Annotated in this window: 14 protein-coding genes and 1 tRNA gene; 8 read left to right on the forward strand and 7 right to left on the reverse strand. The window is 43.5% G+C overall.

Annotated features, from left to right (window positions below; translation table 11 throughout):
- Nucleotides 1–96: 96 nt before the first annotated feature.
- Together FQV37_RS02695 and cysS are read right to left on the reverse strand one after the other, a co-directional pair.
- Complete coding sequence (locus FQV37_RS02695; protein WP_240990920.1) at nucleotides 97–2,082, reverse strand: mechanosensitive ion channel family protein; 1,986 nt, start codon at nucleotides 2,080–2,082, stop codon at nucleotides 97–99.
- 154 nt (nucleotides 2,083–2,236) lie between these two features.
- On the reverse strand, nucleotides 2,237–3,697 hold the full coding sequence (gene cysS, locus FQV37_RS02700) for a cysteine--tRNA ligase (RefSeq protein WP_160021181.1): 1,461 nt from the start codon (nucleotides 3,695–3,697) through the stop codon (nucleotides 2,237–2,239).
- Between the two features lie 232 nt (nucleotides 3,698–3,929).
- Between cysS and FQV37_RS02705 the strand changes: the two genes are divergently transcribed.
- On the forward strand, nucleotides 3,930–4,526 hold the full coding sequence (locus FQV37_RS02705; protein ID WP_160021182.1) for a cob(I)yrinic acid a,c-diamide adenosyltransferase: 597 nt from the start codon (nucleotides 3,930–3,932) through the stop codon (nucleotides 4,524–4,526).
- Nucleotides 4,527–4,658: 132 nt separating this feature from the next.
- Here the strand turns inward: FQV37_RS02705 and FQV37_RS02710 are convergent, their stop codons facing one another.
- Nucleotides 4,659–5,633, reverse strand: coding sequence for a hypothetical protein (locus FQV37_RS02710; RefSeq protein ID WP_160021183.1), 975 nt, complete (start codon nucleotides 5,631–5,633; stop codon nucleotides 4,659–4,661).
- 331 nt (nucleotides 5,634–5,964) lie between these two features.
- On the opposite strand from FQV37_RS02710, the gene FQV37_RS02715 reads away from it, so the two are divergent.
- From FQV37_RS02715 to FQV37_RS02745, 7 genes are all read left to right on the forward strand, one after another.
- Nucleotides 5,965–6,693, forward strand: a complete 729-nt coding sequence (locus FQV37_RS02715; protein WP_160021184.1) for a glycerophosphodiester phosphodiesterase — start codon at nucleotides 5,965–5,967, stop codon at nucleotides 6,691–6,693.
- Nucleotides 6,694–7,164: 471 nt separating this feature from the next.
- Nucleotides 7,165–8,343, forward strand: a complete 1,179-nt coding sequence (locus FQV37_RS02720; protein ID WP_191115423.1) for an acyl-CoA desaturase — start codon at nucleotides 7,165–7,167, stop codon at nucleotides 8,341–8,343.
- 335 nt (nucleotides 8,344–8,678) lie between these two features.
- A complete protein-coding gene (locus tag FQV37_RS02725) occupies nucleotides 8,679–10,145 on the forward strand; it encodes a protein adenylyltransferase SelO (protein ID WP_160021185.1) in 1,467 nt (488 codons plus the stop codon).
- A gap of 382 nt (nucleotides 10,146–10,527) precedes the next feature.
- Entirely contained in the window at nucleotides 10,528–12,846 is a 2,319-nt protein-coding gene (locus FQV37_RS02730) for an NADP-dependent malic enzyme (protein ID WP_160021186.1), read from the forward strand.
- 278 nt (nucleotides 12,847–13,124) lie between these two features.
- Nucleotides 13,125–14,303 carry a tRNA nucleotidyltransferase/poly(A) polymerase-related protein gene (locus tag FQV37_RS02735; protein WP_160021187.1) on the forward strand — a complete coding sequence of 393 codons (1,179 nt, stop codon included), beginning with the start codon at nucleotides 13,125–13,127 and terminating at the stop codon, nucleotides 14,301–14,303.
- Between the two features lie 40 nt (nucleotides 14,304–14,343).
- On the forward strand, nucleotides 14,344–15,156 hold the full coding sequence (locus FQV37_RS02740; protein WP_240990921.1) for a pteridine reductase: 813 nt from the start codon (nucleotides 14,344–14,346) through the stop codon (nucleotides 15,154–15,156).
- 95 nt (nucleotides 15,157–15,251) lie between these two features.
- Nucleotides 15,252–15,328 (forward strand) — tRNA-Ile (locus tag FQV37_RS02745).
- 180 nt (nucleotides 15,329–15,508) lie between these two features.
- On the opposite strand, the gene FQV37_RS02750 is transcribed toward FQV37_RS02745, so the two are convergent.
- The 4 genes from FQV37_RS02750 to FQV37_RS02765 form a co-directional block, all read right to left on the reverse strand.
- The gene (locus FQV37_RS02750) at nucleotides 15,509–16,090 is read right to left on the reverse strand and encodes a M15 family metallopeptidase (protein WP_240990922.1); all 582 of its coding nucleotides are present in this window, start codon (nucleotides 16,088–16,090) and stop codon (nucleotides 15,509–15,511) included.
- A gap of 64 nt (nucleotides 16,091–16,154) precedes the next feature.
- Nucleotides 16,155–16,547: a hypothetical protein gene (locus FQV37_RS02755; protein ID WP_160021188.1), complete on the reverse strand. Its 393-nt coding sequence runs from the start codon at nucleotides 16,545–16,547 to the stop codon at nucleotides 16,155–16,157.
- A 64-nt stretch (nucleotides 16,548–16,611) separates the two neighbouring features.
- The gene (locus FQV37_RS02760) at nucleotides 16,612–17,592 is read right to left on the reverse strand and encodes an acyltransferase family protein (protein ID WP_160021189.1); all 981 of its coding nucleotides are present in this window, start codon (nucleotides 17,590–17,592) and stop codon (nucleotides 16,612–16,614) included.
- A gap of 135 nt (nucleotides 17,593–17,727) precedes the next feature.
- Nucleotides 17,728–21,552, reverse strand: coding sequence for a tape measure protein (locus tag FQV37_RS02765; RefSeq protein ID WP_160021190.1), 3,825 nt, complete (start codon nucleotides 21,550–21,552; stop codon nucleotides 17,728–17,730).
- Nucleotides 21,553–21,587 lie beyond the last annotated feature (35 nt).

The raw sequence follows: 21,587 nt of genomic DNA on the forward strand, positions 1-21,587 counted from the left end.
AAGTAAGTCTTTATCGATGACAATCATGCTTCAAACCATGAATACCTCGCTTTTAAAGCTATTCAAGTTCGCAAAGCTCATCGCTACTCCCAATTTCTAGTCATCTTTTGTTAACGTAAAGCGCTCTGTAGGTAGATACTTGTTCTGCTGTGCGTGCAGGTAACCAAGCATTTTCTCTCGTATCTCACAGGCCAGCGTCCATGCTTCTATAGGCCCTACCGATGAAACAGCGCCGCGCAGCTGAATAGTATTTTCGGTCACATCAACCACATACATCTCAGGTTCTGTTTTATTATCCCAAAGCTTATTGTCCTTGACCATCGATATAAATGCCTCTCGGATAGCGTCGATATCTGCGCCATAATCGATATACAAAAACACAGGACAGGTCTGATGAACCTCTGTATGCGACCAGTTTTCCACTCGTTCAGTGATTAGCTCACGCATCGGCACGATCAATCGACGCTCGTCCCATGTTTTTAACACGGCATAAGTATAACGCAGGTCTTCGACCGTACTAAAATTGCCATCCATTATCACACTATCACCAATCCGCACTGGCTGCGTCACTGCCACCTGTACACCAGCGATGATATTCCCCAATATCGGCTGTGCTGCAATACCGATAACCACACCTGCAATACCCGCTGAAGTCAGTAACGTCTTGCCAAGGCCTTCCATATTGGCAAATTCACTAAGACCTATCCAGAAACTTCCCAAAATCATCACAAAAATAAACACACGACGGAATATTGATACATAAGTACGGCGACGACGTTCTTTATCAAAATGCTCTGCAGCCAGATTCTCAATCTGCATGTCTTGATAGCGATTGGCAAAAAAGTTAATGATACGAATACCCAACCACATAGTACTAAATACCAGTCCAATCCAAATCAATGGACGCGTAGATGAGGCAACTGCATCTAAATAAGGAAAACCACCTGAAACCAAGGTAAAAACCAGTGAAAAACTGATGGTAAAGGTTAATGGTACTGTTAGCTTGCTAACCAAATCTGCGACGCCATTGGTACTGCCAACATACACGCTGTATTTTTCTTCATCGATATAATGATTGATGATTTTTGCAGTACCTTTACTCAGTAGCCAACCCATCCCCATGGTTAATAAAAAGAACAATATCAGCGCTGAGAATTCCCATAGCGCAATTCCAAAAAACTTTAGCTTTAACCAAGTGGGCAAATAACGCTCGAACTCAGCTGGATGATACTGCTCATAGAGATTATCAATATTGCCTACTGTCTGCGCCGAAAACACCCAAACAGGGGCTTCATCCCCTACTCGTACTCGTTGCAAATAAATAGGAACACGGCGCTCGCGATAATCAATATAGCCAAGCTGAATAGAACGTCTGGCAATACCCATGACACTGCTATTATTACCAAGCGGTGGTTCAATTAAGCCATCGGGACGATCTGGCATATCATCGAATACATATAGCTCCTTTTCAGACAATAAAAAATCCAGTCGTTTTGTGAGATCAAGCGCACGACTACGTTGGCTTTTCTCATCAATCAAGTTCATATTTAGTGCGTAAGCGGCCAAATCATACTGCTGTTTCATTAATGCTGATTGAAAAAACTCTAAGGCTGCAAGCGGTGTTTCTAAGTTAGCTGGCTCAGATAACGGTGGCAACCCAGCATTTAGTTTATCGAGAATATAGTAGCTCTCACTATATTCTCCGGTCAGTGCCGTATCCCCTTGTAGCCTGCCTGCCTGCTCTACTGCGTTACGTTCAGTAGGATCAAAGATCTCTTCAGTAATACCAGAAATACTAACACTTTCATCTTTAAGCGCATTGACTTGCTGAGCGGCATATTCAGAAAAACTATCAGGCTTACTAGGCGTTTGTTTTTCCGGCTCGCTCGTGCTCTGTTCATTTTCACTATTTGCTGCATAAGCGGGTGAATAGATGACACTTATAGCGACAATCAAAAAGCCCAACAATACTTGCAGCACATGGCTTTTAAAACGACTTTTCTCTACATCTACTTGATGATTATCATCTGAGCGCAAAACGGCACAATGATGGTTCATAGGATTGTCTTTAAGTGTATTCATGTTTTCAAAGCCATCAGTCTACAAAAGGAAAGTATAAAAAATATATCGCTGCTGCTTTAACCTAATTCAGTAAGCAAAAAAAAGCCAGCCTAAAGCTGACTTAATTTATTACGAGATTTGTAGCTATTTACCATATAGACGGCAAAAAATTATTTTAAGCGCGGCGCCATGTCGTGCCAGCACGGCTATCTTCGAGCTCAATACCCGCCTCTTTTAATTGCTCACGTATCTCATCAGCACGGGCAAAGTTTTTGTTGGCTTTAGACTCTGCACGTTCGATGATTAAATTATCAATAACGGCATCCGTTAGACCATCTTCTGCCTGATCACCAATCACTGCTTGCAAAAACTGCTGCACTGGCTGCTGTAAAATATTTAATACCTGAGCCAATGCTTTTAGTTGCTGGGCTAATTGCCATGCGGTATCGACGTCTTCCGCTTTAATGGCTTTGTTGATATCACGAGCCAATCCAAATAAGACACTGATAGCCGTCGAGCTATTAAAGTCGTCATTCATCGCCTTGATGAAGTCTTGACCAACCGCGCTATTGTAAGCTTCAGCCACTAAATCTTCATTGATTATGATTGACTGTCCTTTTTGCTGCTCAGCCAATTTTAGTGCATTATACAGTCTACTTAGGCTATTATGCGCTTCATCTAAGGCGCTATCAGAGAAGTTAACTTGGCTGCGATAATGGCTCGATAATAAGAAAAAACGTACCGTCTCGGGTAAGTACTTTGCCATGACATCGCGAATGGTAAAAAAGTTGCCTAATGATTTAGACATTTTTTCGCCATCGACATTGATAAAACCAACATGCATCCAGTTGCGTGCATACTCACAACCAGTCGCTGCCTCAGACTGCGCGATTTCGTTTTCGTGATGCGGGAACTGTAAGTCATGACCACCGCCATGAATATCAAAGGTACTACCTAAGCACTTAGTCGACATCGCTGAGCATTCAATATGCCAGCCTGGACGCCCTTGACCCCATGGTGATGCCCACTGCGGCTCGTCAGGTTTTGCCGCTTTCCATAGTACAAAGTCAAATGGATTACGTTTATCATTTTCAACTTCGACTCGCGAACCTGCCTGCATATCATCCAGATTACGCTTCGATAATTTGCCATAACCGTCAAAGCTATCAACAGCATAGTAGACATCACCATTGTCGCCTGCATACGCGTAGTTGCCAGTGACTAACGTCTCAATCATATCCTGCATATCATCGATATGATCGGTTGCACGTGGCTCAGCATTTGGCATCTCACAACCAAGCGCAGTCGCATCTTCATGCATTGCTTCAATAAAGCGCTGCGTCAATGTACCAATCTCTTCACCGTTTTCAGCAGCACGGGCAATGATTTTATCATCGATATCAGTGATATTACGTACGTAATTCACGTTGTAACCCAAACGTGCCAACCAACGAACGGCCATATCAAAACCGACCATCACTCGCGCATGACCAATATGACAATAGTCATAAACAGTCATGCCGCACACATACATACCAACCTGCCCTGCTTTGAGTGGTACAAACTGACGCTTGCTGCCAGTCAATGAATCGTAAATGGCAAGTTGGGACATCGCATCTGCAAGTGGTGTGGTCATAGTAAAAAAGCCTTGTAACGTAAATAAAATAGAGAAATGGGAAATCTCAGCCGCCGTGTATGAATAAGCCATACCAACGACTGTAACTATAAATCAAGAAAATAAAAAATTCAGACCAAAAAACGTCGTGATATAAAACGTAACCCATTATCTTAGCGAAAACAGGCGTAAAATACTACAATGAGCGTGCAACTAACGCTATTCAATCATAAAAACCGTTAAGGATGTAAAGATGGGCAATCGCTTAAGCAAAATATACACACGTACTGGAGATGACGGCAGCACTGGTATGGCTGATGGCAGCCGCCTTAGTAAAGCGGACGATCTATTTAGCGTCATGGGTGACATCGACGAGCTCAACTCACATATCGGCTTGGTACGTGCGCAATTAAAGCACAATAAAGGGCAATCTATAGAAAAAGAGTTCTCTGAAGCCTTGGTCATCATTCAGCACCTGTTATTCAATATAGGCGGCGAGCTTGCTATGCCAGAGTATGAAGGAGTTAATGCCCCTCATATTGAATGGTTAGAGCAGCAAATAGATATGATGAATGCCACATTGCCACCGCTAAAAGACTTTATTTTGCCGACAGGTTCTATATTGGTGAGTCAATTACACGTGGCGCGTAGTGTATGTCGCCGTGCTGAACGCCAAGCTGTGATCTTGCAGCAGCAGCGTCCACAAGCGATTCGCAGTACTGCCGTCAGCTTTATTAATCGCTTATCTGATTGGTTATTTGTCGCTGCACGCTTTTGTACAGACCCAGAAAAAGTCTCTGAGGTGTTATGGGACAGTCAAGCATTGGAGACGTTCACTGACAGTCAATAATACAAACTAAGTATTTGACAATAAATAGCTTAAACACAAAAAACCCCGCGACATGATTGTTGCGGGGTTTTTATTATTGAGCGATAACAATTCGGTTTACTGGATATCGCTACCTCTTATTACAATGACCAATTAATAAGTCGCGCTGTTGTCTTCAATGATGACCATATCAATGGTTTCATCTTTAGGTACGGCTTTTGGTGTTGCAGGCTTGCTAGGCTCGGCAGCAGCTGCTTGGGTGTTTGCAGTCGAACTGTTCTGACTTTCAGCAGGTTTGTTGATGGTTGGCGGCGGCGTAGGTTCAGTTGGACGAATTGGCTCAACTGGCGTTACGGTTCTTGGCTGACGGATTGGCTCAACTGGCGTTACAGTTCGTGGCTGACGGATTGGGGCTGTTTGAGTCGTATCGTTGTTCTGTGTTGCACGGCGCTCAGCAGCACGTTGGGCACGTTGCTCATCCATTGCAGTTTTAAAGACAGAACCTGCCATCACATCTGCAACAACAGTAATCAAAGCAGGTTGACCTGCAATACGCGTACGCACTTGACCGCCTTGGGTACCGACGATGTAAGTGAAAGCGTCATCAACGAGCATATTGTTATTGATACGGATATTGTCTTGCGCTAAACGTGATTGTAGACTTGGCTGATTATTGGCCGCTTGTACCTGACTGGCTTGATACAAGTCTTCACTTGGTAGCGTCATGCTGACACTTGCTTGACAAGTGGTCATGCCGTTCTCATTGGCTTGTTGCAAGATAGCAGCGTTTTGAACGTCAATGACAACGCCATTGGTTTTTTCGCTAACCACACCGTTTGCTAAACTGATTTCAGCATCATTTGCATAATTGGCAGCCAATGACTGTGCTTGTTGGCTGAGCGTATTCTTTAGAGCTGACTTAAGGCGATCTTGCACCATAGGATCATCACAACTGATCGCAGGCGCAACGCTATTTTCAGCATCGACCGTCTCTTGTTCTGTTAGCTCTGCCTGCTCAGTAGTGTCTTCTTTATCTGAGCGATCACAGCCTGCAAGCGCCAAACCACATACCAATCCAATCCCAGCAACTTTATGCCACTTGCTCAAACTTATATTTGCTACGCTCATACTAACTCTACTCCCAATTTACAGGTTCGTACCGCCACTGACTGACAGTGTTCAACATTCAAATCGCAACGCTAGCTGCTACAGATATGAAAACCACATCATTATACGGTGTTTAAATCAAATGGTCATTAGTGTAGCCCATGGATATACAAATAGTGCCCCTCATTGTGGAAAAAACCTGCATTTGGTTGCAAAAACATAACAAACATTCGCAGATTTGGACTCTAAAAAGTCATATTTAAAAAAGTACGGATTGCATCGCAGTTTTTGTTAGACGTCGTTGATATGACGCTATATGATTGGGCATAAAAACCATCAATAATCGGTGCATATGATAAATTTTAGAGATACGTTGTTATTAGGTCATCGAGGCGCACGCGGTGAGGCGTTAGAAAATACCTTTTCAGGCTTTCAATACTCTCAAAACCTCAAGTCAAGAGGCTTAGCAGGCATAGAATTTGATATACAACTAAACGCTGACGGTCACTTAATCGTATTCCATGATGACGATCTAGAGCGTATGTGCGGTCGGCAATCACGTATTGATCAGTTAAAACTGACTGAGATTCAGTGCCAATTGCAGTTTGGCCAACCTATTATGACATTGGCGAGCATGGCACCTGCGCTTAGCGGGTTTAACGTTATTGAGCTTGAAATTAAGACGCATAGCCGTACCAACTACGCGGTGTTGATTGCAGCGCTTCGGCAGGCATTTATTAATACACCTCTTGCCAGCTTACCAGTTGTGTTGACGAGCTTCGATGTCGAGTTACACAACCGTTTGCAACGTCACAGACTATTATCTCATATGCCTCGCGGCTTGCTTATTCGTACGCCAGAAGCGTTGGCAAGCGCGACCAATACCGCATTGCAACTTGGCTGTATTCAACTGGGCATTCATTATCCGCTTTTGACCCAAGCTGTCATCAAGCATAGCCACCGTTATGGATTGCCCGTAAGTGCTTGGACGGTTAATGATATTCCCACCATTGAGAAACTCATAAAATGGCAGACCGATGTCATCATTACGGATTTTCCAAGTCATTTGCTGTTGCCTTAATTGACTTATCCGTACTTTTTTGATATTTAATCAGTTTTTCGTTAAACGCATTCTTTCCTACATATCTACCCTCCTTGTTACACTTCTCCTTCATGTCTGATAAGTCACTCATATTTTTGACCAATACATTCTATAATCCATACAAGTTATTGTTATTTAGCAATATTTTTATAGTGTATAAGTGTTCACTTTACACGCATTTTAAGGTACTATGGTGGCTTAAATTAATACCGTTAGGGATATTATATGATTGCAAAAAAAGCACTTGGCTTACCGCTTAAAGGCTTACGTTTCGCTATCAAATCTGGTGACACGCTTGTAAAGACCGCCAGCACTCAAGTAACGCGTTTTAAAACTCGTTTTGATGAGAAAAAAGCGCAAATGGCGCTTGATGAGCAGCCTGTTGCCAAACGCAATTATGCGAAAGCTTCTGAGCAAGCGGATCTTTCTGCGCAAGAGCAAAGCATTGATATGCGCGAGTTTGAATTTACCAAAGCACCGATCAACTGGATTCCAGCGACTATTTTGGTAGCGACGCCGATTGCTGCTGCTATCATTACGCCATGGTACTTGTTCACTCATCAAGTGAGCGCACCTGTTTGGGGTGTATTTGGTGCCTTTATGGTATGGACTGGTATCAGTATTACGGCAGGTTACCATCGTCTAATGGCGCATCGTGCTTATAAGGCGCATCCAATTGTCAGAAACTTTTTATTGCTTGGTTCTACCCTAGCGGTACAGGGTTCTGCGTTTGACTGGGTTTCTGGACATCGTACTCATCATCGTCATGTAGATGATCGTTTAGATGACCCGTATTCAGCACAGCGTGGATTCTGGTTCAGTCATATTGGCTGGATGCTACGTAACTACCCTAGCGGCAAGTTCGACTACAAAAACATTCCTGATTTGACTAAAGATAGAGTCTTACAGATTCAGCATAAATACTACGGTTTATGGGTAGTTGCCATGAACGTTGGTATGGTTGCCGCTATCGGTTGGTTGCTTGGGGATGTTTGGGGTACGTTGGTTATTGCAGGCCTACTACGTTTGGTATTGACGCATCACTTTACGTTCTTTATCAACTCGTTCTGTCATATGTTTGGTACACGTCCTTATACGGATACCAACAGTGCTCGTGATAACTTCTTCTTGGCTATCTTTACGTGGGGTGAGGGTTATCATAACTACCATCACTTCTTCCAATACGACTATCGTAATGGCGTGAAATGGTGGCAATATGACCCAACCAAATGGTTAATTGCTGGTTTATCAAAACTTGGTTTAACCTCTGAGCTGCGTACTGTTGATGATACGACTATCAAACATGCAGAAGTACAAATGCAGTTTAAGAAGGCTCAGCAGCAAATCGATACAGCAGCAGTAAGTGGCATTGATCTTCCTCATGCGATGAAGAGCTTCCAAGACCGTATTAAGTTTGAATATGATGCCTTTACGCAGACTGTTGAAGAATGGCAAGCGCTAAAAGCAAAAACTATCGAGCTTAAGAAAACAGAGTTTGCTGATCGTTTGCATGAAGTTGATGATAAGTTAAAGCATGATTATGCCAAAATCGAACAGAAAATCCTTGAGCATAACAGCAATCTAAAAACTGCCTTCCGCTCTATCGGTGCAAACGAAAAAGCGGCTTAATTAATCTCTGATTTGTTTTATAATTTTGAAGCTTCTCCATCCCCCTATCCGTCCTAGATAGGGGGATTTTTTTGCTTATAATTTATCGCTTATGTCATTCCAGCTACTTCTAATAATTTTATTATCATAATAAATGGTCAAATACATCGGCTAAACTGTGACGACCTGTAATCTAAAAACAATAAAAATCTCGTCCACTAGAATCAATTGATTGAGGACAGATAATTTTATTTTTTGGATAGATATTACAAGAGACGGACAGAGTGCAACGATGACATATGAGAGCTATGCTATAGTGACATTCTCACTTTTATATTTTAATGGAAACGGCCTGTATGCGTTATCAAAACACTTACGTCAACCTAGACACGCGCCTTTATCATGAGCAGCCACCGACGCCACTAGACAATCCTCGTGCCGGTCACTTCAATACCCAAGTTGCACAGCAGCTTGGCTGGATAGAAGATAAAGAGTTGATGACCAACTGGGTTGAGATCGTAAGTGGCCAATACGTGCCAGCGAGTTTTAAACCATTAGCCATGGCGTATGCAGGTCATCAGTTTGGACAATGGGCAGGACAGTTGGGCGATGGGCGCGGATTACTCATGGCACAAGTACTTGATAATGATGATCAACCACAAGACTTGCACCTCAAAGGAGTTGGTCTCACACCTTACTCACGCATGGGTGATGGACGCGCGGTGCTGCGCAGTACCATTCGAGAGTATCTCTGTGGTCATGCACTCACAAAGCTTGGCATACCATCGTCTAATGCCTTAGGTTTTGTGGTCTCTGATACACGGGTGCGCCGTGAGCGCATCGAAACAGGTGCGGCATTGATGCGTGTCGCTGACAGCCATATCCGCCTTGGTCATGTTGAATGGATTGCAAGCTTTGCACCTGACCTGCTCGATACATTTACTGATTATATGATTGATACTTATTATCCAGAGTACCGTGATAGCGACGCACCTGTAGCGGCATTTTTGACAGCAGTCGTTGAGCGCACAGCTCGGATGATTGCGGACTGGCAATTGATTGGTTTTGCACATGGTGTGATGAATACAGACAATCTCTCTATCACGGGTAGCACGCTGGACTTCGGGCCGTTTGGCTTTATGGAGCGCTTCAATCCTGCATGGATTAATAATCACTCTGACCATACGGGTCGTTATGCTTATCAGAATCAACCTGCTATCGGACATTGGAACCTAAACGTTTGGCTGCCACACTTTATGCGCCTAGAAGGCGTTACACGTGAGACGCTCGCTGATTGTTTAGCGCCTTATGAAGCAACCTTTATGCAGCACTATCAGCAAGGTCTGTGCCGTAAGCTTGGCTTACCGCATCAAAGAGAAAGCCTCGGCTTGGCCTTTGAATGGTTGACGCTATTAGAAGACAACTTGCTCGACTATACCAATAGCTTTCGCGCCCTACTCGGTTTGGTCGCACCAGCAGATCATCCTTATGAGCAAAAGCTGTTGGCTACTATGACCACTGAATTAAGCAGCGATGCGCAACAAGTATGGCAAGACTGGTCAGCACGTTATCTGGCACAGATTGAGCAGCTACCACTTGAGCAGGCAGTCAACGACATGCAGACCAACAATCCTGTTTATGTCCTTCGTAATAGCATGGCGCAGCGTGCAATTACTGCCGCAGACCAAGGTCAGTTTGAAGAAGTTGATCGAGTGTTTCGCTTATTAGCCAATCCTTATAGCGTGCAAGATATCGCTAATGATTTAGATAGCAGTGCGCCTGCACCGGATACACCGCAAGTGCCTATTAGTTGCTCGTCTTAGTAGCTGCTCATCTTAGTAGTTGCCCGTCTTAACACCTTTCAATTCTGTAATATTTTGAAATATTATGAAATTAAGGTTGATATTTAGACGCATTTTTTGGCATTATCAACGAGATAAATAACGAATATCATTTTATTATATTATTCGCACAATTCACCGTTGTTGACTAGGCAGTGAATTGGCAATAATGCTAGAATGAATATTTTAGCTAGTTTGCTTTTTTGACCTGATCTTTGATCGTCGACCATGATTCTGATGGTCGTGAGTCGTTTAACGTTTTTAACCCTTTCAGTTATTATCATTCAATGATTTTTGGAGGGTTAGACGTTGTTTTTTATCACCATTTAATTTATTCCAATTTATTCCAACCATGGCAATTATTATGAATGACGATACCACTTCGAATACGGATAACCTCAGTACAGAAAAAGAGCAGTTTGAACAAGCTGCCTTACATTACCATGAGTTTCCACGCCCAGGTAAAATTTCGGTAACTCCTACTAAGCAGCTAGCCAACCAACGTGATTTAGCACTCGCCTACTCTCCAGGCGTTGCTGTACCTTGTCTTGAGATCCAAAGAGATCCAAAACTTGCGTCCAAATACACGGCACGTAACAACCTAGTTGGTGTTATCACTAACGGTACTGCTGTATTGGGTCTAGGTAATATCGGTCCATTGGCATCGAAGCCAGTTATGGAAGGTAAAGGCGTTCTATTTAAGAAGTTCGCAGGTATCGACGTTTTTGATATTGAAATTGCTCAAAATGATCCAGACAAATTTATCGAAGCGGTTGCCTCGCTTGAGCCTACCTTTGGTGGTATCAACTTAGAAGACATCAAAGCACCAGAATGTTTCAAAATCGAGCGCGTATTACGTGAGCGCATGAACATTCCTGTGTTCCATGATGATCAACATGGGACGTCAATCATTGTTGCTGCAGCCATGCTAAATGCTTTGTTGATTACTGGCAAAAAAATCGAAGAGATTAAAATTGTTTGTTCAGGCGCAGGCGCAGCAGCCATTTCTTGCCTAGATATCATCTGCGCACTTGGCGTTAATAAGAACAACATTATTGTTTCAGATTCACGCGGTATCATCAGTACTAGCCGTGAAAACCTTGATGAAACCAAACAGCGTTATGCTCGTGATATCACGGCTACTTCTATCGAAGAAGTCATGGACGATGTCGATATGTTCCTAGGCTTATCAATGCCAGGTACACTATCAGAAGATATGGTTCGCCGTATGGCAAAAGACCCTATCGTCTTTGCACTTGCCAACCCAACACCTGAAATCATGCCAGAATTGGCCCATGCGGTACGTCCAGACGTCATCATGGCAACTGGTCGTTCAGACTATCCAAACCAAGTAAACAACGCGCTATGTTTCCCGTATATCTTCCGCGGCGCATTGGATGTTGGTGCAACCACTGTTAACGAAGAGATGAAAGTTGCCTGCGTAAAAGCAATCGCTGCGATGGCACACGTTGAAGCTACTCCAACTACTAGCGCTAGAAACATCGAAAAGATGCAGAGCTTTGGTCGTGACTACTTAATTCCAGGCCCTCTAGAGCCAAATCTAATCATTGAAATCGCATCAGCTGTGGCCAAAGCAGCGATGGATTCAGGCGTTGCCACGCTACCTATCGATGACATGCAAGCCTATCGTCAGCGTCTGTCTGAGTTTGTTTATAACTCTGCGTTTGTGATGAAGCCAATCTTTGCTCGTGCTAAAGCCGATCCAAAACGTATTGTGTACTGTGAAGGTGAAGACAACAACATCTTGCTTGCTGTGCAAGTCGTCGTTGATGAGAAGCTAGCACAACCTATCTTGGTTGGTCGCCCTTCAGTTATCGAAGCCAATATCAAAAAGCTAGGCCTACGTCTAAAAGCTGGCGAGAACATTACCATCGTCAACGTTGATGATGATCCTCGCTACAAAGACTACTGGCAGGGCTACTACGAGAAGAACAAACGCCGCGGTGTAAGCATTGAGCTTGCGCGTCGTGATGTTCGCCGTAAGACGACTTTGATTGGTTCTTTGCTGGTCGAAAACGGTGCAGCAGATGGCATGGTATGTGGTACCTTTGGCCATTACCAATTGCATCTAAAATACGTTGAAAGCGTCATTGGCAAAAAACAAGGTATGAACGACTTCTATGCAATGAATGCGGTACTCATGCAAGATCGTAATATCTTTATCGCCGATACCTATGTCCATGAAGACCCAACGGCTGAACAATTGGCTGAAATGACTGTCCTGGCAACGGATCAGTTACGTCGCTTTGGTATCACGCCACGCGTCGCGCTAGTGTCTCATTCTAATTTTGGTGCTTCAGATCGTGCCAGCGCTGTCAAAATGCGTAAGGTTCATGAGCTATTGACCAATATGAACGTCGACTTTGAGTTTGAAGGCGAAATGCAAGGTGATGCCGCGCTTAACGAAAATATTCGTCTAAACGATATGCCATCAAGCCCATTGAAAGGTGCAGCGAACCTGCTTATCTTGCCAACCCTTGATGCCTCAAACATCGCTTTCAACCTGCTTAAAACAGCGACTGGCAGTGCTTCTATTGGCCCTATCCTATTAGGTACTAATAAGCCGGTACACATTTTGACGCCATCAGCGACAGCACGTGGTATCGTCAATATGACTGCATTGACCGTCACTGAAGCGCAAGACCTAGAAAACGAAAAATAGTCATATATCATACCCAGTATGAATGCACTGTAGTCGGTTCAAGTTAATTTGGATGCAAGGAAGCCGAGTGAAAGTACTACAAATAGTAGACTGAGCGAGGCTGACACCCTACCCAATTTATAAAGGATTGACCATATTAAGAAGGGCTCTGTCATCCATTGACAGAGCCCTTCTGCTATACTAAAACCAGTCAATGCAACTTATAAAGCATTGGCTGTTTTTTTGATTTATAGAAATTGGGCTAGTGATATAAAGCTCAATAATAATAAGAGGCTTTTATGCAAATTTACCTTGTGGGCGGCGCTGTACGCGATCGACTGCTTAAGCGTCCTATCAAGGACAAGGACTTTGTCGTCGTTGGCGCTACTGTTACAGAGATGATTGATGCTGGGTTTCAACAAGTGGGCGCTGACTTTCCTGTGTTTTTGCATCCGACCAGTCATGAAGAGTATGCGTTGGCACGTACAGAGCGCAAGCAAGGCTCAGGCTACAAAGGTTTTAGCGTACATGCCAGCCCTGATATTAGTCTAGAGGATGATTTGCGCCGTCGTGATTTAACCATCAACGCGATGGCAATCGAAGTTACCAGCTTAACCGATGATACCCCTATTGACGGACAGGTCATCGACTACTATGGCGGACTGCAAGACTTAGAAAGCAAGACATTACGTCATGTATCTAATGCTTTTAGCGAAGACCCATTACGTGTACTTCGAACAGTGCGTTTCTATAGCCGTTACTACGATTTGGGGTTCAGCATCGCGGATGACACTTTAACACTGATGCGTCAATTGGTCGATACAGGAGAGCTGGCTCATTTGAGTGCCGAGCGTATCTGGCAAGAATCAAGCCGTGCGACTATGCAACTATCACCGCAAGTCTATTGGCAAAAACTGTTTGAAATTGGTGCATTCATAGAGTATTTCGCGCCTTTGCATCATGCTTGGGACAATGTCCAAATAAGAGAAACAGTGCAGACTGCGTTATACTTTGCAGGACAGATGCGTTTGAATTTATCACAGCGTTGGGCGCTACTAATGACTAGCCTGTCTTCATCATTATTTAATAGCGAAAACTCTGAGTCTACCTCTAACGTATCAACCGCTATAAAAAATATTAGCGGTATCGGTAATAAAGCCAAAGTCCCAAAAGCACATACTCAGTTCGCGACTTTATTCGTTCAGCAAGCTGAAAAACTAAGCACAATAAACAACCTAAATGCGGCTGAAAAAATTGATCTAATCCAAGCCTGCGGTGCGCATAAAGAGCCTGACAAGCTCTCTCAACTGCTAGTGTGCAGTCATGTGTTACAGCTAGCAACACAGCATTGCCAAATGATGTTGGCACTAAACAGCTTTCACGCTGTCAGCATGACTGACATTGCGCCAGATCTCAAAGGCCCCGCTATTGGTGCAGCCTTACGCCAAAGCAGGATTGAACACTTGCAAGTACAATAACGATATAGACAAGGGCCCTAGAGAAAAAAGTAGTATTGCTATGAACCAAGAACTTAATGCCTACCAAGCAGAAAATATGAATAACCAAGCGCCAGTGATGCTTGTCACAGGTAGTGCTAGGCGCATTGGAGCGGCTATTGTTAAAGCGGCTCATAGGCAAGGTTACCGCGTCATTATTCATTGTCATCGTAGTGAACAAGACGCTAATGACTTGGCTGACCATCTGAACGACATCCGTGCTAATAGTGCAAAAGTTATCGTTGCTGATTTAACGATAGTCAACGATGGTATGGCTTTAGATAGCTTCGTTAAAAGTATCGTAGAGGCGTTTGAACAGCTTGATGTACTGGTGCATAATGCTTCGCGGTTTTATCCTAGCCCACTCGGTAGTATCAATCATGCACAGTGGGATGAGTTGCTTTTGACCAACGCGAAAGCCCCTTTATTACTAAGCCAAGCCCTACTACCTTATCTGAAGCAACAACAAGGCTGTATTGTCAGTTTATTGGACATACACGCGCATGATAGACCGTTTAACAACTATACTGTCTATAACATGGCAAAGGCTGCGCATCGAATGATGGTACAGTCGCTAGCGTTAGAGATGGCGCCAGAAGTACGGGTCAACGGGGTTGCTCCTGGGGTCAACATTTTACCTGACCCTACTAGTGACCAAGCTATTGATAACGAGCAACAGAAAAGTATCATCGATGCTATCCCTATGCGGCGAATAGGCCAACCTGATGAGATTGCTCATAGTGTGCTGTATCTTGTGCAGGCAAATTATGTCACAGGAGAGATCATCACTGTGGATGGAGGTCGTAGTCTAACCATAGCTGGTGGTCACCTGTAATACAAAAATACGGCTCAATAAAAAATATCTTGATTACTGCCTATCTTTTACTTGAAAAATTAAAAAAATCAGGTATCATTGTGCGTCTAACGTTAGGGCCCATAGCTCAGTTGGTTAGAGCAGAGGACTCATAATCCTTTGGTCGTAGGTTCAAGTCCTACTGGGCCCACCACATATAAGCTATACCATTAAAGACTTTCAAGCAATTGAAGGTCTTTTTTATTGTCTGCTATTTTCCGTCAGCATGTAAAAAGTAATCAAATAGTAATCGTTGTTGAGACTTTTAAAATGGATCAGACCAAATTCCAGGCGCAAAAAACGCCCCGCCAATTAAGGCAGGGCTTATATATTTTTACTTTGGGTATTTTGACCACGGTAATTGATAATGTGGCCCATCTTTAAATTTTGACCAATCGCCGCCCCATTCAATCGAAACGCCTACATCTTTGGCAGCTTGTTTCATTACCGCAGCTAATGGATGATAGTACTTCCAATCCCACGAAACTTTGCCGTCTTCATCAAGTGCAATTAGGTCTACAGCGTGCCCAGTTAAGTGACGGCTATTCATTGTCGTGGTAGCACCTTGCTGATATAACTCTTTTTGCCGTGTAATTGAGCGCAGACCTTCGCCTACACTAAAATCGATAGTCGTAATCTCGATAGCTCGTTCAACGATTTTTACTAAATCAGGATGCAAGCCCTTTAGTCGATTTAGTGATTTTTCGGACAAACTGTACTTACCTGTCGACTCAACTGGTTTGTCTTCATCGTTCACCGCGTCTTTGTCGCTATGCGCTTGGCAGTGTGTGGCCGCTTCAGCCATTGCATAAAAACCCGCGTGCGATTGATTGCCCCATGTACCATCAACTTCACCACCATAAAATCCATGTAGTTTCATAGTCGCTTGTAGGTTTTTGATTGTAGATTCTTGCATATATCTCACCTTATTTTAGACATTAAAAAAGCCCCAAATTTGGGGCCGTACTTAATGCTGATTGTTACTTGCCAAAAATCGCAAACGCTGCATCTTTGATCTCTTTGATTACCTCGGCAATCGTCTTGCCCTGCCATAAGGCTATGGCTTGATAAACAATACCTATAGCCAACATGCCAAAAACAGCCCAAACGAGCATGATTGCGCCTTGTGTCATAACGCTATAATCTTGATAGCCCATAAACTCGATATGAGCTGCCCCGCCAAACAGCGAGATTGTGACAGCAATAGTAAATTTGATTATCACTGACATATTTACTTGTATCTTGCCGTCTTTGCCGATGTCGCCTGACAGCATCAATCCAAATATTGCACCGATGACAGCTGCGAATACTTTCGGAAGGAATACCATTAGCTTTAGTATGATTAGTTCTAAAAATGGTGTGTTCTGTGGCATACCGCCCCCTAATTTTAGATAATAAAAAAGCACCCGAAGGTGCTTATGACTTGAAAATATATTTCTATTTAAATATTTTCATTATAGGTTTAGATAATCGAGCGATAACTCTCCCAAAAAACTGTTCTTTTAAAATAATACAAGTGGCCAGGGATAATACAAAACATACTATTAGCATTAAACAATCCGGTTGAGAGAAATAAACGTACTTGGAGCTTAAAATAACAACAAAGCCATGAAACAAATAAATTGATAAGCTTCTTTTCCCAAATATTTCAAAGAAACTTGGCAGTACTTTCGACAATCTCATTACAGATAAAATAGATAATATTGATGTTGCCAATAAGCTAATTTTTATGAAAATTCCAAAAACGACACTGTCATAATAATCATTAATATTTGCTACACCAAACAACCAAGAAGGTTGCATATCAATAAAATAACTCGCTATTCCAAGTGCAATTAATACCGCTATCGAAATGATAACTGCATACCATTTTTCAAATAAAGCACTGTATATCTTCTTACCGTATAAAACACCAAGAATGAAAAATGGTAAGAACGATAAAGTTCGACCTATTGAATAGGGGTAGTTATCTGTCTCAACTAATCCTATATAAATAGCCAAACATACCGAAATAAATAAAACTTGCTTTTGTCTGATGAGAATGGGCGTAATTAAGCAATAGATACTTAATGTGAACATAAACCACATTATCCAATATGGCGTACTCAACCATCTAGAAACATCACCACCATTAACAATATAATCAAATATAATATAAAGAAACTGAAAGGCTAAAAAAATAGAAAAATATCTATAAGAACTTTCTTTCCACTTTTCTATATTAAAAAACATACCTGAAATAAAAATAAAAGCAGGCATATGAATAGCATAGATAAATTTCAATAAAGAACTAGATAGATCGCCATGCCACCCCATATATTTTTCTAAAAAGTGTCCAAATACAACTAAGAATATTAACAACCCTTTTATCTTGTCAATATTAGAATTTCTTCCAATTTTATGCATTTGAGTACTCATTATTGATAACTTTCTTACTCTACAAGAGATGCCATCCAATTTTCAATATTTATTTTTTTAAATAGTTAGTTAATCAAATACGTCACCAGCCAAACTCCTCAAATTTTAGATAATAAAAAACCACTCAATGAGTGGCTAGTAACCTGCGATTGCTTTACTGTCTTGTAGTTGTTGCAGTAGAGCTGTAAGCGATGCTTCTTGGCTCTCTGGCATACTCATCGATGCCGTTGCACCGCCAAGTTTGAAGTTAACATTAATTGTTTTGCTTGAGCTTGGCTGACTATCATAACGATTGTACTCTTGCGTTGTGATTTGAGCCGTCGCTGTCCTTGCCACTTCGTAGTTGTCACGCTGACGATCTACTTGACGTGCTTTTTCAGCAATTTCAGCCAAGTACACTGAAGCAGACTTATAGCGATTAATATCAGCAGCCGTTAGCATCTGGCCGTCACTAAAACCTTGCAGCTCACCAAAGTTCAAAGCACCGCTTGATGTGCCCTGCTTGGCGTACAGCTTACGCGCTTCCTCGATAGCTGATTCCTCAGACAAGCCCTGCGACTTCAAGAAGTTCTCAACACCAAGCCTTGTGCCAAACTGGTTGCCCTCGATGGGTGCATCCTCAGTGCCATATTGCCGTAAGTTCCTAAGTGTCTCGTCAGCGTTTTTAAGCTCCTGAGCTTCTTTGACTGACTTAATTTTCTGCTGCAACTTATCGTAAGCTGATGACGCCTCATTTGCGGCGCGTACCATGGCATTACCTGCACCGCCGGCACTACTAGATATGCCATCGTAAGCTGTACGAATGTTATTGACTGAGCGCGTGACATTATCGTTTGCACTAACTGCCCGACCTGCCTTTTCGACCACTACGCGCCCGTTTTCGTCAACTTCAACCGTGTACCCTTTGGCTGCTGCTTGCGCTCGAGTAAAGCTATCAATAACCCCGCCATTTGCTGCGATGTTGGCCTTAGCTGTTTTTGTAAAGACTTCTTCTTGCTGCTGCGCTGTCAGCTCGCCTTGTTTCATAACGAGGCTATAAGACTCTGTGTAGGCTTGAGCGTCTTTGGCTAATTCCTCACGAGTCTTTAATCCCAAGAAGCCGTATGCCTCAGTCACACCATTGATGCCGTCCTTGAGTATGTCAACTCGGTTTTTTACTCCCTCTAAGCCGTCGGCAAGTTCTTGACCTGTGATTTTCCCTTCTTTGTAAAGCTCATTCCATGTGAGAGTGAGGTTTTCTATCTCAGCGGTATTGGATGCCTTGTTGGACATTTCGGTTAGCGCGTTAATTACTGCGCCACCTGCGTCATAACCCGCTTTTTCCAAGTCGTCGTAGCCATCTACTAACTCATCAAGCCCTTCTTTGGATTTAATAAATCCTGCGGACAGACCTACACCTGCTGCCCCTGCTAGCTTGTCGATCTCATCTTTAGTACGACCACTAGCAACCGTTGACTTATCAAGCTGTGTGACTATCGCACCACCTGTCTCATTAGCCTGTATTGCAAGCCCCTGTAATGCTGCCGTTTTTTCAAGCTCAGATGTCACAATTCCGCCATTGTCGGCCATTGTTTTTGCAGCATATCTTGCAAAGTTGCTTTCAATCTCTTTGTAGCGCTCATTGGCAAGGTTGATACCAAACGCCATATCTTCACCAGATATTTTGCCTTGGCTACCAAGTGCACTAAGAGACGATATAATGTCGTCAACTGCGCCAATGGTTTGTGCTTTTGGTACTGCGTCCGTCAGCGATTCACGCATTGATGTACCAGAAACTTGCGCTTTAAGTGCTACTTCAGCAAAGCTCTGACCAACGCCAAGATAAGCAGCCTGTACGCCTTTAGATGACTCAACAATCACATCGTTTGTATCACTGATTGACGCCTGCAACCCTTGTCCCGCTAATTCAAGCCGCATATCATCAGTGATAATCATGTTATTGGCTTCAATCTTAGCTTTTGCGACTTTAATATATTGTTCTTCCATCGCTGCTGCTGATATATCGCCCTTAGCAACCATCTCATCGTAATTTTTAACGACTTCCACCACGGTTTCATCAAGTCTGTCTTGGGCTGTCTTATTCATCTCAGCCCATGCTTCGCCAGACTTAGATTTAAAGTCCATCATCTTTTGTTCTGATCGTGCGTATAGCTCTTCTTGTTTGGCGATTAATGCTTCGCCCATTGTCGAGGTTTCACCGTTGAGCTTAGCAATACCGATCAACACGCTACCAATAATGCCGCTGATTGTGCCAAAAACACTGTCAGCTGCGATTGATAGACCGCGTATGCCGTCAATCGCTACCCCTGTAGTTACTGCAAACTGCTGCATAAGCTTGGTGATTAAGCCGACATCATTACCCGCTGCAACCGTACCGTTAATGATCGAGGTTAAGTCACTAAACGCGCCGTAAATGTCTTTAACGAGAGTAAATAACGCGGCGGACTGCTCTAATACAAAATCAAACGACTGACCAAGGGCTGCCATTGTCGCAGGGTCGATATTATCAATAGCATCGCTAATGTACTGTATGCCCTGAGCCAATCGACCAGATTGATTGACCGTTTCATTTAAGCTGCCAACGAGTTCAAACACCGTCGTTTTCATGTTCTGAACGGAGTTTGCAAAAGTCGTTGGTAGTGTCGCAAATTCATCATTAATGGTTTGCGTTTGTGAGCGTACCGCATCAATGACCACCTCACTTGTCAGCTTACCTTCAGCGGCCATTGCTCGCAGTTCGCCTTTGGTCACTCCTAGACCGTCAGCCATTGCCGTGGCCAAGCGCGGCGCTTGCTCCATAATGGAGTTAAACTCTTCACCGCGCACTACGCCTGATTGCAAGCCCTGTACTAGCTGAATGATTGCAGCGTCCGCACTGGCGGCACTACCACCTGATAGTTTGATCGCTTCATTGATTGTCTTGGTGACTGACAGTATTTCGCCTTGTGCCAAGCCTAACGACTCAGAAGCTTGTGTGATACGTGCGAAAAGCTCCCCTGTGTTTTCAATGCTGGTGAAGGTTTCTTTTGCGATATCGGTCACACCTTGAAAGCCTGTGACGAATGCTGCGCCTTCACCTGTTGCCAGTTTTACTTTAGCTTCTAACGTGACGAACGCATCTGACATCTCGATAATTTCAGCCGCACCAATACCAATGCCAGCTGCCGCCAATAGCCCTGTTAATCCGCTCATGGCTGTTCTGAGCTTACCAACGTTGCCGCTAAAGCTGTTTGTACTAACATCCGTGCGTCTTATTGTGTCATCAACGCCGTTAAGCTCATTCTCAAGCCGTCTGATCTGCTCCTCGGCTGCGCGTGTTGCTCGTTCAATCTCCGCCGCTGGTCTTCCGCTGTTCTGTTGAAAGTTGACCAGTGTGCGGTTGATTTGGTCAATCTCACCGCGGATAGTTTCAGGTACTCGTATGTTAGCCATACGATATAAGGCATTGCGTGCATTGTCTGCGGTTGTGCTTGCTCTATTCATAGCGCCCGAAAGCTCGTTAGCAAGACTGACACTAGCACTACGAGCCTGATTTAGCTCTTGCTCTAATCGATTGACATTAGCCGCTGCTTGTTCAATATCTTCAGGACTTGCACTTGTCTGGCTTAGTCTTAATGCTTCAGACCTTGCTACTTCCAGCTGTCTGCCAAGCCTTGTAACTTGCAGTGCTGATGCTTCCATGGCCTGTTCAATTTGGTCGCCTGATATGTTGGCACCTGCGCCCATCTGTCTTAACTGGTCAGCTGTGGCTTGTAGCTCGCTAGTCAAACGGCTAGAGTCAACATTGGCAAGCCCTGCTAGCATTGTAGATGCTCGCTCGGTATCAGTATTCATCTGCTGTACGTTGCGCTGTACTGACTGCGCGTATTGCGTAAACTTATCGCGCGCACTATCAATACCACGGTTAAACTGCTCATTGAGCACGCGCAACTGCACGTTAAAATCTAAATCACCTGCCATATGGTGCACCTCAAATTATGGGCATAAAAAAAGCC

The sequence above is a fragment of the Psychrobacter nivimaris genome (genome assembly GCF_009812035.1).
GTDB classification, from domain to species: Bacteria; Pseudomonadota; Gammaproteobacteria; order Pseudomonadales; family Moraxellaceae; genus Psychrobacter; species Psychrobacter nivimaris.